Origin of the sequence: Nocardia barduliensis, from assembly GCF_013315795.1 — a bacterium.
Taxonomy (GTDB): domain Bacteria; phylum Actinomycetota; class Actinomycetes; order Mycobacteriales; family Mycobacteriaceae; genus Nocardia; species Nocardia barduliensis.
On sequence record NZ_JABLTE010000011.1, the window covers coordinates 39,165 to 54,495 of the forward strand.

15 protein-coding genes are annotated in these 15,331 nt (G+C 69.1%); 4 read left to right on the forward strand and 11 right to left on the reverse strand.

Features of this window, described 5'->3' with window-relative positions:
- Positions 1-54: 54 nt before the first annotated feature.
- Positions 55-654, forward strand: a complete 600-nt coding sequence (locus HOV91_RS07565; RefSeq protein WP_174184732.1) for a hypothetical protein — start codon at positions 55-57, stop codon at positions 652-654.
- 29 nt (positions 655-683) lie between these two features.
- On the opposite strand, the gene HOV91_RS07570 is transcribed toward HOV91_RS07565, so the two are convergent.
- The 9 genes from HOV91_RS07570 to ctaD all read right to left on the reverse strand — a co-directional run bounded on the left by HOV91_RS07570 (position 684) and on the right by ctaD (position 10,666).
- A complete protein-coding gene (locus tag HOV91_RS07570; RefSeq protein ID WP_174184733.1) occupies positions 684-1,907 on the reverse strand; it encodes a THUMP-like domain-containing protein in 1,224 nt (407 codons plus the stop codon).
- 226 nt (positions 1,908-2,133) lie between these two features.
- The gene (locus HOV91_RS07575; RefSeq protein ID WP_174184734.1) at positions 2,134-3,111 is read right to left on the reverse strand and encodes a class I SAM-dependent methyltransferase; all 978 of its coding nucleotides are present in this window, start codon (positions 3,109-3,111) and stop codon (positions 2,134-2,136) included.
- A gap of 37 nt (positions 3,112-3,148) precedes the next feature.
- Positions 3,149-3,925, reverse strand: coding sequence for an enoyl-CoA hydratase-related protein (locus HOV91_RS07580; protein WP_174184735.1), 777 nt, complete (start codon positions 3,923-3,925; stop codon positions 3,149-3,151).
- Positions 3,926-4,293: 368 nt separating this feature from the next.
- Positions 4,294-5,064: an NUDIX hydrolase gene (locus HOV91_RS07585; RefSeq protein ID WP_174184789.1), complete on the reverse strand. Its 771-nt coding sequence runs from the start codon at positions 5,062-5,064 to the stop codon at positions 4,294-4,296.
- A gap of 116 nt (positions 5,065-5,180) precedes the next feature.
- A complete protein-coding gene (locus tag HOV91_RS07590; RefSeq protein WP_174184736.1) occupies positions 5,181-6,014 on the reverse strand; it encodes an ABC transporter ATP-binding protein in 834 nt (277 codons plus the stop codon).
- Positions 6,015-6,161: 147 nt separating this feature from the next.
- A complete protein-coding gene (locus HOV91_RS07595) occupies positions 6,162-7,010 on the reverse strand; it encodes an aminoacyl-tRNA hydrolase (RefSeq protein ID WP_174184737.1) in 849 nt (282 codons plus the stop codon).
- Positions 7,010-7,432, reverse strand: coding sequence for a protease inhibitor I42 family protein (locus HOV91_RS07600; RefSeq protein WP_174184738.1), 423 nt, complete (start codon positions 7,430-7,432; stop codon positions 7,010-7,012). The genes HOV91_RS07595 and HOV91_RS07600 overlap by 1 nt, the downstream gene beginning before the upstream one ends.
- Before the next feature lie 90 nt (positions 7,433-7,522).
- Positions 7,523-8,740: a phosphoserine phosphatase SerB gene (gene serB / locus HOV91_RS07605; RefSeq protein WP_174184790.1), complete on the reverse strand. Its 1,218-nt coding sequence runs from the start codon at positions 8,738-8,740 to the stop codon at positions 7,523-7,525.
- 183 nt (positions 8,741-8,923) lie between these two features.
- Positions 8,924-10,666 carry an aa3-type cytochrome oxidase subunit I gene (gene ctaD / locus HOV91_RS07610; protein WP_174184739.1) on the reverse strand — a complete coding sequence of 581 codons (1,743 nt, stop codon included), beginning with the start codon at positions 10,664-10,666 and terminating at the stop codon, positions 8,924-8,926.
- 673 nt (positions 10,667-11,339) lie between these two features.
- On the opposite strand from ctaD, the gene HOV91_RS07615 reads away from it, so the two are divergent.
- Positions 11,340-12,146, forward strand: a complete 807-nt coding sequence (locus HOV91_RS07615; RefSeq protein WP_174184740.1) for a VOC family protein — start codon at positions 11,340-11,342, stop codon at positions 12,144-12,146.
- A gap of 65 nt (positions 12,147-12,211) precedes the next feature.
- Here the strand turns inward: HOV91_RS07615 and HOV91_RS07620 are convergent, their stop codons facing one another.
- On the reverse strand, positions 12,212-12,799 hold the full coding sequence (locus HOV91_RS07620; RefSeq protein ID WP_174184741.1) for a hypothetical protein: 588 nt from the start codon (positions 12,797-12,799) through the stop codon (positions 12,212-12,214).
- A gap of 48 nt (positions 12,800-12,847) precedes the next feature.
- Positions 12,848-13,423, reverse strand: a complete 576-nt coding sequence (locus tag HOV91_RS07625; RefSeq protein WP_174184742.1) for a hypothetical protein — start codon at positions 13,421-13,423, stop codon at positions 12,848-12,850.
- 97 nt (positions 13,424-13,520) lie between these two features.
- Here HOV91_RS07625 and HOV91_RS07630 point away from each other — a divergent pair, with 97 nt between their 5' ends.
- A complete protein-coding gene (locus HOV91_RS07630) occupies positions 13,521-14,615 on the forward strand; it encodes an ABC transporter substrate-binding protein (RefSeq protein WP_174184743.1) in 1,095 nt (364 codons plus the stop codon).
- A gap of 138 nt (positions 14,616-14,753) precedes the next feature.
- Positions 14,754-15,215, forward strand: coding sequence for an AMP-binding protein (locus HOV91_RS07635; RefSeq protein ID WP_174184744.1), 462 nt, complete (start codon positions 14,754-14,756; stop codon positions 15,213-15,215).
- Positions 15,216-15,331: the final 116 nt, after the last annotated feature.

A 15,331-nucleotide genomic window follows, 5' to 3' on the forward strand; every position in this document is an offset into this window, starting at 1 on the left:
GGCGGTAGAGTCGCATCGATCTTGTAGTCGGGATGGGGTTCACCGGGGGGAATTATGGCGAAGGGCGAGATTCTCGCGCGGCTCGGCACGGCGACGGTGGTCGCGTTCGCCCTGCTCGCGACTACCGCAGCCTGCGATGACACAGTCGACGGGCATCCGGCGGCGGCGCCGCAAAGCTCCTCTGCCACAACCACGCCGGCGAAGGCGGCCGACGAGCCGTTCGTAGAACACGCCATAGCGGACGAATGCGTTCTCAGCGGTGCGGAGATCAGCGCGCTCGCTGAAGTGAGCCTCAAAGACGGGCAGGACACCAAGACCAAGCGGAGCGACGGTTCCTATGGTCGCAGCTGCAACTACTATCTCACCGCCGGTGGCGTCCTGTCCTTCACCGCGTCCATCAAAGTGATGCGGCCGCAACAGGGGTCGGTGACAGAGGCAACCGTCGCGCGGTTGACCACTCCGACCACGCGCACGCTCCATGGCATCGGGCGATCGGTCCTCATCGAGGCGAAACTCGACTTCCCGCAGGCATGGGTTCTCACCGACCGGTTCGCCGTCCGCATCTTTCTCGTCGGCAGCAATCTGTCCGGCCCGCCGACCGACCAGCGTTGGGCGGCCGCGGCGAGGCTGGTAGTCGCCAAACTACCTGCGTAGAGGGAATTTCAGCAGCGAACACCCGATGGTCACGGCGTGGAACAGAGGAATACCGTCGCGGCGCGGCCGATGCGAGTGATCACCAGTGTGTGCGGTCGGGACCCACGCGGTTTGAGACGTGAACGGAGGGCATCCGGGTCGACGTCGACGCCGCGAGCAAGGATTTCCAAGGGGCCACAGTCGCGGCGATGGAGTTCGGCGCGAAGGGACTTCTCGCGGAAGTCCATGCGATCGAGGATGCGGAAACCACGTACCCCGTCCGGAACGGTATTGCCGGTGAGATAGGCGATACGGGGATCCAATTGCCACAGACCATATCTGGACGCGTACTGCCGGACGAGACCGGCGCGTACCACAGCGCCGTCCGGATCGATGATCCATTCCCCCGGCGCGCGCTCATCGATGACGTCGGGTTCGGCATCGGTGATGGTCCACGCGGCTCCCTTGGACGAGAGCACCGTCGCGCGGCGGGTGACACCGGTCTCGGCGAGTCCCGGGGACCACAGGCACGCCTCCCGCACCGAACCGTCGAGCGACACCACCTCCACCTCACCCGGCCAGCCGAGGCGATCGAAATCCAAACCGGGAGCGCATTTCACGGCGAGGTCGCGGCCCGGGTAAGCGGCGAGCAGGTCCGGCAGCGGCGGGCTCAGTTTGGCCGGGTCGTGGGTGCGGCGGCCGTCGGAACGCCGAGCCGGGTCGGCGATGATCACGGTGTCGCGACTGCTCGGGCGCAGCGCGTCCGCTCTGGCCAGCAGCACGTTTCGGGTTGGTCCCGAAGGTTCGGTGGCGGACGCGAACGAACCCGGTTCCCCTGCCCCGAGCCGGTGCGGCCCGAGATTGTGCGCGGCGATTGCCAGCCGCACCTCGTCCAGATCGCTGCCGAGCACGGCCGGGCATACCCGGGCCAGCTCGACGAGTTCGGCTCCGATCGAGCAGGTGACGTCGTGCACCGTCCGTCCGGCCAGCCGTGCGGCACGCTGCCGCGCCACCAGCGTCGGGGTGGCCTGTTGCAGCGCGTCGTCGGTGAACAGCCACTGCCCGGCGTCGAGCAGTTTCGCGGCGGCTCTGCGCCGCAATCGCACGGTCTCGATCAAGGCCGCCGCCCGATCGCCGTGCGCGCGGCGCGCCCGCTCCAGATCGCGCAGGTGCGTCCCCGGGGTCAGCTCCATCAGGTCTACCTCGGCCAGCGCGGACCGGCCGGTCGCGCTACCGAGGTAGCCGACGTCATCGTGGGTGAAGCGGTAGCCCACTACCGATCCCCCACGGGCCTTCGCACCGCGTCGACACACCTGATCCCGCGAATCGCGACCGGGCCGGTGGCGGTCCTGCGCGCCTTCGCCCGGTCATCGGTTCGACGGCGTTCGCACTCCAAATTCCGGCATGGATACGGCGAGGCGGGTCGGCTCCCGCCTGCCTCGGCAGCATGGCCGGTGCCGCCGAGGTAGGCGAGGCGGTCGCGACAGGTGAAGCCGCCCACTACTTTCCGGCGGAGCTCGGCTTCACGCCGGTGATCATGGCGTTGTAGAAGAACTGGCGCGGAACCACGCGGCGCATGACGTTCTCGTCCACCCAGCTCAGCCCCAGCCAGGCGCGGTACATCGCCATCCGGTAGCGCCAGGTGAGCTTCTCGGCGGGCACGGCCGCCTCGAAGGTGCGCACCGGCCAGCCCCACAGCGCGGCGGCGAATTCCTCGGTCTTGGCCGACACCTCGACGGCGCCCGCCGAGCGGGCCATCGCCTCCAGGGCGCGCGGATCGAAGGTGTGCAGGTCGACGACCGCTTCCAGGGCCGCCGCGCGCGAGGACTCGTCCAGCTCCTCCTGCGGGCGCCGCCAGTCGCTCAGCATCGGCAGCTTGGTCACCGTGGTCGTGGCCTTCCAGGTGATCCGGCCCAGCCAGCGGGCGTAGAAGTTGCCCACCGTGGTCGGCTCGCCTGCGAACACGAAGCGGCCGCCCGGCTTGAGCACGCGCAGGCACTCCTTGAGCGCCAGCTCGACGTCCGGGATGTGGTGCAGCACGGCGTGGCCGACCACCAGATCGAAGGTGTCGTCCTCGTAGGGGATGGTCTCCGCGTCGGCGACCCGGCCGTCCACATCCAGCCCGAGGTTCTGCGCGTTGCGCAGCGCGACCTTCACCATGCCCGGCGACAGGTCGGTGACCGAGCCGGACTTCGCCACGCCACCCTGCATCAGGTTCAGCAGAAAGAATCCGGTACCACAGCCCAGTTCGAGCGCCTTGCCGTAGGGCAGCGGCGCGGGACCCACGGCCGCGTCGAAGCGGCCGCGCGCGTATTCGATACAGCGCTCGTCATAGGAGATGGACCATTTGTCGTCATAGGTCTCGGCTTCCCAGTCGTGGTAGAGAACCTGGGCCAGCTTCGTATCCTTGAGCGCTGCTTCGACCTCTGCCTCGGTGGCGTGCGGGTTCGGCGCGGGGTCGTCGGGACGTACCGTCATGGTCGGCAAGCCTACCCAAATCCCCAGTTGACGCCTGCTATCGCCCCATGAATTGCGCCGAGCAGGGACCGTCGGCCAAATAGGAACCTGTTCCTATCAGGCGATCTTGCGTCGTGAACAGGCCCGACCATTCGCCGCGGGCCCGATCCAGGCCGTGCGGACCGGCTTCGAAGACCGCCTTCGCGGCCGCAAGCGCGCGGGCCGGACCGTCGACGAACTGCCGCGCCCACCGCATCGCGGCGGTGTACACGTCGTCCGGCGCGACGACCTCGTCGACCAGGCCGAGCGCCTTCGCCTCCTCCGGTTCGACGAAGCGACCGGTGTAGACGAGATCCTTCGCCGGGCCCGGCCCGATCAGCAGGGCCAGCCGCCGGATGCCCGCGAGCGGGATCAGCCCGGTCTTGATCTGCGGAAGACCCAGTTTGACGTTGTCACCGATGACGCGGCGGTCCGCGCCCAGGGCCAGCTCCAGCCCGCCGCCGAGGCAGTATCCGCTGATCGCCGCGACGGTGGGCTGCGGAATCCGGGCCAGGCAGCCGAGGGAGTGCTGGAGATCGGCCGCCATAGCAGTGGCCTGCTCGCTCCCGAGACCGAACAATTCGGCCACGTCGTCGCCCGCCGAGAACACCCGTTCGTCGCCGTACACGACCACCGCCGCGACACGCGGGTTCGCGACGACGGCGTCCGCCGCCTCGGCCAGCTCGCGCACCAGCTGCACGTTCAGCAGATTCATCGGCGGGCGGGCGATCCGCAGGACGGCCACGCCCCGCGCGGCATCACCCTCCGGCAGCTCCAGGGTCACGAATTCGGCCATGAGAGGCCACGCTACCGGGTGGGCACCGGCGTGAGCGGTCAGGCCCGCAGGCGGCAGCGCAGCGTCACCACGCAGGGCCCCGCACACGCCGACAGTAGATACAGCGTGAGCGGTCAGGCCCGGAGGCGGCAGCGCAGCGTCACCACGCAGGGCCCCGCTCACGCCGACAGTAGATACAGCGTGAGCGGTCAGGCCCGCAGGCGGCAGCGCAGCGTCACCACGCAGGGCCCCGCTCACGCCGACAGTAGATACAGCGTGAGCGGTCAGGCCCGCAGGCGGTAGCGCAGCGTCACCACGCAGGGCCCCGCTCACGCCGACAGTAGATACAGCGTGAGCGGTCAGGCCCGCAGGCGGTAGCGCGGCAACACTCAGGGGCGCACGGATCCCTTGAGCCGTCCGGGGTCGGGGAGGTCGGCGAAGTAGCGCTCGTTGTCCGGGAAGGACAGCAGCCGCTTGCCGTCCAGATCGGCCAGCACCGGCATGATCGGATCGATCGCGGGCTGCGCGGCCAGGATGTCGGCGGTGGAACGGAACTCGCCGAGCGCGATCAGTTGCGACCAGGTCGGCGGCAGCAGCACGTCGGCGCCCGAGCGCCAGCGCTCCAGCGCCTCGGCCGGGGTGCTCCACTGCACCTCCGCCGCCTCGGAGGTGGCGCCGTCGGCCAACTGTCCGTCCGGCAGCACCGCGACGAAGAACCGGGTGTCGTAGCGGCGCGGCTCGATGACCGGGGTGATCCAATTCGCCCACGGCCGCAGCAGGTCCGCGCGCAGCACCAACCGCTCTTCGGCGAGGAACGACGCCAGCGACAGTTCCCTGCGCTCCAGCCTGCCGCGGGCGTCCCGGTAGCGGGTGGTGTCGGAGACGACGCTGTCGGCGGCCGGACCGGCCAGCAGCACACCGCACTCCTCGAACGTCTCCCGGACGGCCGCGCAGACCAGCGCCTTGGCCCTGGCCTCGGTGGTGGCGAAGCGCTCGGCCCACCAGCCGGGCTCGGGCCCGGCCCAGGCGATGTCCGCGGTCCCGTCGGAGGGATCGACGCCGCCGCCGGGGAACACGGTCATGCCCGCGGCGAACGCCATGGCGCCGACCCGGCGTTGCAGGAAGATTTCCGGCCCGTCGGCGCCGTCGCGCACCAGCATCACCGTCGACGCGTCCTTGATCGGCGGTGCCGATTGCTGAGAGTCTGCCTGCGGCTCTGTCTCACTCACCTCTGCACCCTAACGCGCGCTTGGTGCCCGACGGCACGGCGTCCGAGTCAGCGGGTCCGGTGCCTGCCCGCGCGCCGCGAACGCCGCGCGAAGTAGCGGCCGTCGACTCGATCCAGCGCGATCGATTGGCGGAAGGCGTCGCTGAGGTTCTCGGCGGTGAGCACGTCGGAGAGCAGTCCCTGCGCCACCACTTCGCCCTCGTTGAGCAGCAGGCCGTGGGTGAACCCCGGCGGGATCTCCTCCACGTGATGGGTGACCAGCACGATCGCGGGCGCGTCCGGGTCGGCGGCGAGATCGCCGAGCCGCTCCACCAGTTCCTCCCGGCCGCCCAGGTCGAGGCCCGCGGCCGGCTCGTCGAGCAGCAGCAGTTCCGGGTCGGTCATCAGCGCGCGGGCGATCAGCACCCGTTTGCGCTCGCCCTCCGACAGCGTGCCGTAGGTGCGGTCCGAGAGGTGCTCGGCGCCCAGGCTTTCCAGCATGTCGATGGCGCGGTCGGTGTCCACGTCGTCGTAACGCTCGCGCCAGCGGCCCAGCACCGCGTAGCCCGCGGACACCACCAGGTCGCTCACCTTCTCGTCGACCGGCACGCGGCTGGCCACCGCGGCCGAGGAGAGCCCGATGCGCGGACGTAGCTCGTTGACGTCGACCTTGCCGATCCGCTCCCCGAGCAGATTGGCGACACCCGCGGTGGGGTGCATCTCGGCGGCGGCCATGCGCAGCAGCGAGGTCTTGCCCGCGCCGTTGGGGCCGAGGACCACCCAGCGTTCGTCGAGCTCGACCTGCCAGGTGACCGGACCGACGAGGGTATGGCCCGAGCGGCGGACGGTTACGTCGGTGAAATCGATGAGCAGATCGGGATCCGGTTGCGGCACGCGCTCCATCTTGGCCCACCTGAGGGGGCACTCGCCAACGCGGGGAGGGAAAAACGATCCGGGCGGTCGGATCCATACCGGGTCACCGCCGTCACGGCCGCATCCGCCGCGCCGTCCGACACGCCTGCGGCGACCGCGACCGCCGCGGCGCGGCGTTCACCAGGACGGGGCGGGCACCGCGATCACCGTCATCGAGCCCGGCGCCACTTCGGTGTATCCCGCGTCCCGCACGGCGACCGCACCGCCCTCGGCCACCTGCTGCGCCAGCGCCGCCCAGCGCTGCGCGCCTGCTTCGCGTACCGCGCAGCGGAAGCCGAGTTCGGCCCAGCGCAGCGCGTGTTCCACGGGCAGCGCACCGGCCAGCAGCATGCTCGCGTGCCCCGCCTGCGCGGCCGACTTGCCCAACGTCATCCCGAGCCCGGCGTTCACCCACAGCACCGGCAGTCCGGGATCGGGCGGCCCTGGATCGTCGTGCTCGAGATCGGTGCCGCCGATCTGCAGACGCTTGATCCGCGGATCGACCGCGCCCACCGGGCCGGGGACCAGCGCCCGCGCCTGCGCGCCGTCGATCTCGACGGTGACGCCCGGCACCGCACAGGTGGCCTGCCACTGGGCTCCGCGCGCACGCCGGGCCACTTTGCGGATGCGCGAGTGCTTCCATGCGAGATAAGGCTGCTCCCACTCGCCGCCCGGCCCGACCCGCTCGTCCAGGCACAGCGCCACCGCGGCGGCCGCCGCGGCCGCCAGCAACGCGCTGCGCGGCGGCGGATCGGCCTTGGGTAGGTGCAGGACCATCTGCATCGCCTGCACCATGGCGGGGTCGTCCGGATCGCCCTCGCCGTAGTAGCCGCGCGCCAGTTCGGCGTGCCTGGCACGGAAAGCCGCGAGATCCGACGGCGTCGCGGCCAGGCCCGGTGGCGTCGCGGCCAGGCCCGAAGGCGGGGCGGCCGGGGAAGTCTCGGCGTCGCGCCGGATGTCGGCGCCGCATTCCGGAGTGCTCGTCATCACCGCACCTCGATCGTCAACGAAAACGTCCGGGCCGGCGTCAAGCCCTGGTCCCACGGACGCGCGTACTCCATCTGCAACGTGGTCACGCCCGCCGCGACGCCAACGAAGTTCCATACGGCAGTGCCACCCGCCCCCGGCGCGACCGGCTCGGCCGAATCGGGTTCGTAATCCGCCGCACCGTCCTGCTTCACCACGGACGAGTCGATCCGCGCGATGCTCCAGGAGTATCCGGTCGACGGGTTGGCAGGCAGGGCGACCACGAGACGCTGTCCGACCAGCAACCGCCGCTGCTGGTCGGCGTCGGCATCACCAACCCGCACAACAGGATTCGCGGCTTCGGTGCTGATCGTCTCCGACGAGCCGTCGCCGCAGCCCGCCACGGCCGCGCCGAGGAGCAGCACCAGCAGGGTCTTGCGCACCCGTCCTCCGATCGCCGAATGATCAACCCGCAGCGAGCCTACCGATCGGCGCCCCTCCGCGAGTCGTCCGAACGGGCGGGTACCGGCCGCTCAGCCCAGCGGAACGCGGCGCAGCAGACCGTCCCTGGCGTCGGCGGCCTCCACTTCGTGCCGGGTGACCCCGAGGATGAACAGGACGGCGTCCAGATAGGGATGCGACAGCGCGGCGTCGGCGACCTCGCGCAACGCGGGCTTGGCGTTGAAGGCGACGCCGAGCCCGGCGGCGTTGAGCATGTCGATGTCGTTGGCGCCGTCACCCACCGCGACGGTCTGCTCCATCGGCACCCCGGCCTCGGCCGCGAACTTGCGCAGCGCGGTGGCCTTGGCCGCGCGGTCGACGATCTCCCCGACGACCCGGCCGGTCAGCTTGCCTTCCACGACCTCCAGCGTGTTCGCCTGCACGAAGTCCAGTTCCAGTTCGTGTGCCAGCGGCTCGATCACCTGACGGAAACCGCCCGACACCACGCCGCAGCGGAAACCGATCCGGCGCAGCGTGCGAATGGTGGTGCGCGCCCCGGGGGTCAGCTCGATCCGGTCGGCCACCTCCTCGATCACCGATTCGTCCAACCCGGCCAGCGTGGCGACGCGCTGTCGCAGCGATTCGGCGAAGTCGATCTCCCCGCGCATGGCCGCCTCGGTGACCTTGCGGACCTCGTCTTCCACGCCCGCGTGCGCGGCGAGCATCTCGATGACCTCGCCCTGGATCAGCGTCGAGTCGACGTCGAACACGATCAGCCGCTTGCCGCGGCGGGCCAGCCCGGCCCGCTCGACCGCCACGTCCACCCGCTCGACCACCGCGACCTCGGCCAGCGCCGTGCGCAGCCGGGAGTCGGTGTCCGGGCCGGAGTCGATCGCGGTGACCATCAGCTCCATGCCCGTCACCGGGTAGTCGGCGATGCCGCGGATGGTGTCGATGTTCGCGCCCAGCGCGGCCAGTTGCCGCGACACCGCGCTGAACGCCCGCGCCGTGACCGGGCTGCCGAGGATGACCACCGCGTGCGTGGACATCGGCTGCCTGCCGATCGCCGCGTCCACCTCCACGTCGACGTGCATGCCGACGGTGTTCATGGCCTCTTCGAGCTCGTCCTGCAACGCCTCGGCGTCGCTCGGGCAGGTGACCAGGACGCCCAGGGTCAGCCTGCCCCTGATCACGACCTGTTCCACGTCCAACAGGCTCACGCGGTGCCGGGACATGGCCGCGAGCAGCACGGACGTCACACCGGGTCGGTCGGGCCCGGTGACGGTGACGAGGACGGTGGTGTCGGCCAACTGATGCGCTCCATGTTCGATGTCGCCGTCGCTGTGCTGGACGTCGTTGTCGCAACGCACGGTGCGTACTGATCTCCACAAACGAGTGTGCACCCGCTGGTGACCAGCGGGTGCACACTCGTCGCGATGAATCCTACGGCGCGGCCGGACCTCCCCCGTCCGTTGCCCCGCCGCGCAAGCGCCCTACTTCGCCAGGGCGTTCGGCTCGTGCAGCTCGGTGGCGTGCTTGCCCGAACCCCAGCCCACGTGCGCCTCGGCGCGCATGCGCTCGATCATGTGCGGGTAGTGCAGCTCGAACGCGGGACGCTCGGAGCGGATGCGCGGCAGCTCGTAGAAGTTGTGCCGCGGCGGCGGGCAGGTGGTGGCCCACTCCAGCGAGTTGCCGTAGCCCCACGGGTCGTCCACGGTGACCACCTCGCCGTAGCGGAAGCTCTTGAAGACGTTCCACAGGAACGGCAGCATCGACGCGCCGAGCACGAAGGCACCGATCGTGGAGACCGTGTTCAGCCCGGTGAAACCGTCACTGGGCAGATAGTCGGCATAGCGCCGCGGCATGCCCTCGGCGCCCAGCCAGTGCTGGACCAGGAAGGTGGTGTGGAAGCCGATGAAGGTCGCCCAGAAGTGCCACTTGGCCAGGCGCTCGTCCAGCATCCGCCCGGTCATCTTCGGGAACCAGAAGTAGATACCGGCGAAAGTGGCGAACACGATGGTGCCGAAGAGCACGTAGTGGAAGTGCGCCACGACGAAGTACGAGTCGGTGACGTGGAAGTCCAGCGGCGGGCTGGCCAGGATGACGCCGGACAGACCACCGAAGAGGAAGGTGACGATGAAGCCGAGGGAGAACAGCATCGGCGACTCGAAGGTCAGCTGACCGCGCCACATGGTGCCGATCCAGTTGAAGAACTTCACACCGGTCGGAACCGCGATGAGGAAGGTCATGAACGAGAAGTACGGCAGCAGCACCGCGCCGGTGGCGTACATGTGGTGCGCCCACACCGCGATGGACAGCGCGGCGATACCCAGGGTGGCGTAGACCAGCGTGGTGTAGCCGAAGATCGGCTTGCGGGAGAAGACCGGGAAGATCTCCGAGACGATGCCGAAGAACGGCAGCGCGATGATGTACACCTCGGGGTGGCCGAAGAACCAGAACAGATGCTGGTAGAGCAGGATGCCGCCGGTCGCCGGGTCGTAGATGTGGCCGCCCAGGTGACGGTCGTAGGCCAGGCCGAACAGCGCGGCGGTCAGCAGCGGGAAGGCCAGCAGCACCAGGACGCTGGTGACGGCGATGTTCCAGGTGAAGATCGGCATCCGGAACATGGTCATACCGGGAGCGCGCAGGCAGACCACGGTGGTCAGCATGTTCACGCCACCGAGGATGGTGCCCAGACCGGACACCGCCAGGCCCAGGATCCACAGGTCGGTACCGACACCGGGCGAGTGCAGGATGTCGGTGAGCGGCACGTACGCCGTCCAGCCGAAGTCCGCGGCGCCACCCGGGGTGACGAAGCCCGCGGTCGCCATGCTGGCGCCGAACGCGTACAGCCAGTAGCTGAAGGCGTTCAGGCGTGGGAAGGCGACGTCGGGGGCGCCGATCTGCAGCGGCAGGATGATGTTGGCGAAGCCGAACACGATCGCGGTCGCGTAGAACAGCAGCATGATCGTGCCGTGCATGGTGAACAGCTGGTTGAACTGCTCGGTCGAGAGGAACTGCAGGCCGGGCCGCGCCAGCTCACCACGCATCAGCAGAGCCATCAGGCCGCCGATCATGAAGAAGCCCATCGACGTCGTCAGGTACATGACACCGAGGACCTTCGGGTCCGTGGTGGTGACCATCTTGTAGATGAACGAGCCCTTCGGCCCGGTCCGAGCCGGATAAGGCCGAGTCGCTTCCAACTGAGGGACTGGCTGGGGCTCTACGGCAGTCACTGATCCTCCTGAAAGGTGCCTTTAAGTCGCTCCGCAGGCTCCGCTGATCGCATCCGTTCCCGATGTCGGGACAGACGACAGTTCGCTTGCGCTCTTCGAATCGTAAACCCGGGCCCCCGGACGCGACCGCACGGGTCCTACTCTCTGTCGTATTCGATTGGCCGCGACTTCGTCGCGGCGTGTTCGCGGCCCCCCTTTGGCTCGCGTTTGCGCGACCGCCGCTTGCTCCTTCGTCACTTGCGCGGCGGCCGCGCAAACGCGAGCCGGGCCGCGAACGGCGCATGCTCGCTCTCGCTTCGCTCGAAAGACGTGGTCAGGGTGCGCTGGGCACGCAAGAGGAGAAACCGCAACACCCCGGTGCACGGGAGCTGTGCCTTCTGGCAGCGCCTCCGCGCTGCGAGTTCGCGGCCCCTCATGGCTCACGTCGGGCCGCGAACGGCGCATGCTCGGTCTCGCTTCGCTCGAAAGACGTGGTCAGGGTGCGCTGGGCACGCAAGACGAGAGGCCGTAACACCCCTGGTGCAGTCGATACCGCTGTGACTTTTGGGCGCATTCGTCGCAGTTGTTCAAGGCCCCTCATGGCTCACACTCGGCAGGCGGGGGCCGATGAGTTACGTGCGCGACGGCCGTCTGTATCGGTGAAACGAGTTCCCTCTCAGCCAGGAGACCAGCGATGACGACATCGAAAGGTACGAAGCCCGGCGATCCCTGCTGGGTCGATCTGTACAGCTCCGACCTCGATCGGAGTATCGAGTTCTACCGCGACCTGTTCGGCTGGACCGCCGAGAGCGCGGGCGAGGAGTTCGGCGGCTACGTCACCTTCCGCAAGGACGGACGAGCGGTGGCGGGCGCGATGGCCAGGACGCCCGGGGACACCGACAGCCCGGAGCAGTGGACGGTATATCTGGCCAGCCCCGGCGCCTCGGCCACCGCCGACGCGGCGACCGCGGCGGGCGCGTCGCTCGTGGTGCCGCCGATGGCGGTCGGCGAACTGGGCACGATGGCCGTGCTGGGGGACGTCGGTGGCGCGGGCGTCGGCATCTGGGAGGCCGGGACGTTCCCCGGGTTCGAGACCATGGGCCTGGTCTCCGGTGGGCAGTGGCGCGACCACGAGGGCGCGCCGTCCTGGTTCGAACTGCACACCCGCGCCTACGACGCCTCGCTGGCGTTCTACCGGGAGGTGTTCGGCTGGTCGGACGTCTTCACCATCTCCGACGCCCCGGAGTTCCGCTACTCCACGATCCACGCCGAGAGCCCGATGCTCGGCGGCGTCATGGACGCCTCGGCGTTCCTGCCCGAAGGCGCCCCCGCCGCCTGGACCGTCTACTTCGGCGCCGACGACGTGGACAAAACCGTCGAACGACTCGCCGAACTCGGCGGCTCGGTGCTCTCCCCGCCCGAGGACACCCCCTACGGCCGCATGTCCGCCGTCACCGACGCCACCGGAGCCCGCTTCAGCATCGGCGGCAATCGAGCTTGATCCCAGCAGCCCGCACGAAGGTTCTCCGCCCTACCCGGACCCTTCGTGCGGGCCGGGCGGCGCCGTCACACCGGATGTGCGCGCGTGAACTCCGCCATGGCAGCCTCGATCCTCGTGACAACCTCCGGATCGCGGCCGGTGGAGTCTTCGAATCTCGTGGTCAATTCATCGCACAGCGCGACGAATTGTTCGTCTTCGGGATCGGTGAACAACCTCATCTCCGCGATGTTCCTGGCACCGAGATACGGGTCGCGATATCGTCCGGCGACAGCGTATGCCTCATTCAGGCAGATCAGGAAAACTCCCACCATCGGACGTTGGGATACTTTCCTCTGTTGAAAGAACCGCGTCAGCCCGGCCGCGATCCGGTCCGCGTTCACCAGGTCGACGGCGTCGGCGTCCAGCCCTTCGATATCTCCGGCTACGCTGCCCAGCGACGCCACCCTCAGTCGATCGAATTCGGTATCGAGGTCCGATGATTCGACCATCCCGATAGCGTGTCGTGCGCGAATGGCGTTGACCGCCAGAGCATGATTGGAAGATTCGTCGCAATACACTCGGCCACAGAAACGCACCATCTCCGTGAGATCGAGCCGCAACCGCACGATCGGGTCCTCGATGGCTTCCTCACCCTGCCTGGCGGCAGCGACCAACTCGCGTCGTCGTATGCCCATCCGTGTACAGCACCCCGTTCGAGTGAATTACGTGGTCGCGCAGGCGAACCACTCGTTGTCCCGCGGCTCAGTATAGACAGTCAGGATGTCGTTCCCGCGGTTCGTATCGTAGGCGAGTTTCGCCCTGCTGCTGGTGCCGTTGTACTGGAGAATGTTCACTTTATGGCCCGGTTTGTTTCCGTCCCGGGGAAATCCGAAGCTCACCAGTCGGTCCACACAGTCCAGGAAAGCTTTCGGGTTGAGAAACGGATCGTGCCCACCGTCGATCATGTGACGCAGCGCGTAGCATCGCAGCTGCATTCTGGAGCCGTTGGGGTGCACTGCGCCGTAGAGGATGTGACTGTCACTCATCGTGCTGCCGTCCGCGTCACACGCCGCCATTTCGGCGGCGAACTTTTGGTAATCGAATTGCGAACCCGGCGGCGGCGTCGCGTCGGCCGCCGCCGCGGCGGCAAACGTCCAGAACGCGATGAAGAAGGCGAGCACGAGCCGACCGAAATGAAATCTCATTATTCCCCCTGACAGCGCCGCGCAACTCCCCTGCGCGACCTCGCCGAAACGGTAGCACGAGCAGAATGCGGTCGGGAAGTCCGGAGAAGCCACGAGTGCCGTTCCGTTCGAAGCCGGGGCCGGCGGACGGTCGCCGCATGCCGCGACCTCACCCAGGGGAGGGCACGCGCCGACCTGTACCCTCACTCGCATGCCGGTGAGCGACGGGATACAGGGACGCGCCCGAATTCGTGCACTTCGCAATCGGAATGGCGCGGCCGGTCGCCGGTTCCGGGCGGTCTTGGCCGGGTGTGCCGCACTGCTCGTCGCCGGTTGCGGCGGCACCGCCGACGATTCCGCCTCCATCGTGCGCACCACCACCAACATCGCGGGCGCGGGGGTGGTCGGGCTGGAGCGCGACACCGCGCGCGCGTGCGCGCTGCCGAGCGCGCCGGACCCGGCGGACGGGGCGACCCGCGACGTCACCCACGCGTCGGGCGTCTCCGAGGTGCCCGCCGACCCGCAGCGCATCGTCGTGCTCAGCACTTCCGCGCTGGACGCGGTCTGCGCGCTCGGCCTGTGGGAGCGCGTGGTGGGTGCGGTGACCATCGACGGACCGAGCCCGCAACCGGCCTACCTCGGCACCGGCGTGCTGAAGATCCCCGGCGTCGGCACCGCCGCGCAGCCCGACCCGGCCCGGATCGTGGACCTGGACCCCGATCTGATCCTCGGCGAGATCCCCACCGGCACGGCGAGTTTCAGCGCGTTGCAAGCCATCGCCCCCACCGTGCTGGTCGGCGCGAACAACAGCTGGCAGGCCGAATTCGCCGCGTTCGCGGCGGGTTTGGGACGCAGCGCGGCCGCGGAGACCGCACTGCGGGACTACCGCACCGAGGCGAAGGACACCGGTAGCGCGCTGGCGGCCAACCAGACCCAGGCGTCGGTCATCCGGTTCAGCGCCGACGCCGATCGGGTGCAGGGCAGCGACAGCTTCTCCGGCCAGGTGCTCGGCGACGCGGGCGTGCAGCGCCCGCAAGCCCAGCGCGGCGCGTCGTTCGACGTGCGCGCGGACGAGTGGGCCTCGAAGGTGGAGGGCGACGTGATCTACGTGATCCTCGCGGGCCCGGAGGGCAAGAAGCACGGTGAGGCGGTGCTGCGCTCCGACGAGTGGAAGAACCTCGGCGCCGCCACCGACCGCCGGGTGTTCGCCGTGGAGGACAGCGTCTGGCACGGCGACGGCCTCACCGCCGCCCGCGCCATGCTCACCGATCTGCGCAACACGCTCAACGGCTACGTGACCGACTGACCGCCCACCCCCTTGGGTGAGGTTTCGCCCACCCTTGGAGTGCGCGGACCAGCGCTGGGGTTGCTGTCGGAAAGTCCTTTCGAGGACGAGATTCAGAGGTACGCCAAATACCTCTTAATCGACACTCGAGGACACGACATGCACACGCTGACCGATTCGCTCGCCGACAACCTCTACGTCCTGCCGTTGGCACAGCCCGTCGCCGAGGTCGATCCGCAGGCGGTCGTGGTCTCCACCGCCGATTGCGAGCTCACCTACGCCGAACTCGACCGCTGGTCCAACCGCCTCGCCCGGCTGCTGCTCGGCATCGGCGCGGGCCCCGGCAGCCGGATCGCGGTGGCGATCGACCAGCCGATCGAGTCCGTCGTCGCAGAGCGGGCCGCCACCAAGATCGGCGCGACCACGGTTCCGGTCACCGAGGACAGCTCCAACGCGCTCGGCGCCCCGGTGGGCATCACCACCAAGGACCAGCAGCCCGAGCACGCAGGCGAGATCACCTGGCTGGTGCTGGACGAGCGCTCCACGCTGCAGCGCTACCTGACCAGTTCCGCCGCCCCGCTGAACGCGGCCGACCTGGATCTGCTGCCGGCATCGGCCTGACCGGGCAAACCCTTCCCCCCGCGACCCGAACAGCAATGTTCGGGTCGCGCAGTGTGCGCAATACCCCCGCAGCGCCGCCCGCGCCGGTTCAGAATTGACTTGCCGCGTGCTGTGCG

Excerpts from the sequence above, each read along its gene's own strand:
- HOV91_RS07565 (WP_174184732.1), top strand. The coding sequence starts at position 55 with ATGGCGAAGGGCGAGATTCTCGCGCGGCTCGGCACGGCGACGGTGGTC.
- HOV91_RS07575 (WP_174184734.1), bottom strand. The coding sequence starts at position 3,111 with ATGACGGTACGTCCCGACGACCCCGCGCCGAACCCGCACGCCACCGAG.
- HOV91_RS07580 (WP_174184735.1), bottom strand. The coding sequence starts at position 3,925 with ATGGCCGAATTCGTGACCCTGGAGCTGCCGGAGGGTGATGCCGCGCGG.
- HOV91_RS07585 (WP_174184789.1), bottom strand. The coding sequence starts at position 5,064 with ATGCTGGTGCGCGACGGCGCCGACGGGCCGGAAATCTTCCTGCAACGC.
- HOV91_RS07590 (WP_174184736.1), bottom strand. The coding sequence starts at position 6,014 with ATGGAGCGCGTGCCGCAACCGGATCCCGATCTGCTCATCGATTTCACC.
- HOV91_RS07595 (WP_174184737.1), bottom strand. The coding sequence starts at position 7,010 with ATGACGAGCACTCCGGAATGCGGCGCCGACATCCGGCGCGACGCCGAG.
- HOV91_RS07615 (WP_174184740.1), top strand. The coding sequence starts at position 11,340 with ATGACGACATCGAAAGGTACGAAGCCCGGCGATCCCTGCTGGGTCGAT.
- HOV91_RS07630 (WP_174184743.1), top strand. The coding sequence starts at position 13,521 with ATGCCGGTGAGCGACGGGATACAGGGACGCGCCCGAATTCGTGCACTT.
- HOV91_RS07635 (WP_174184744.1), top strand. The coding sequence starts at position 14,754 with ATGCACACGCTGACCGATTCGCTCGCCGACAACCTCTACGTCCTGCCG.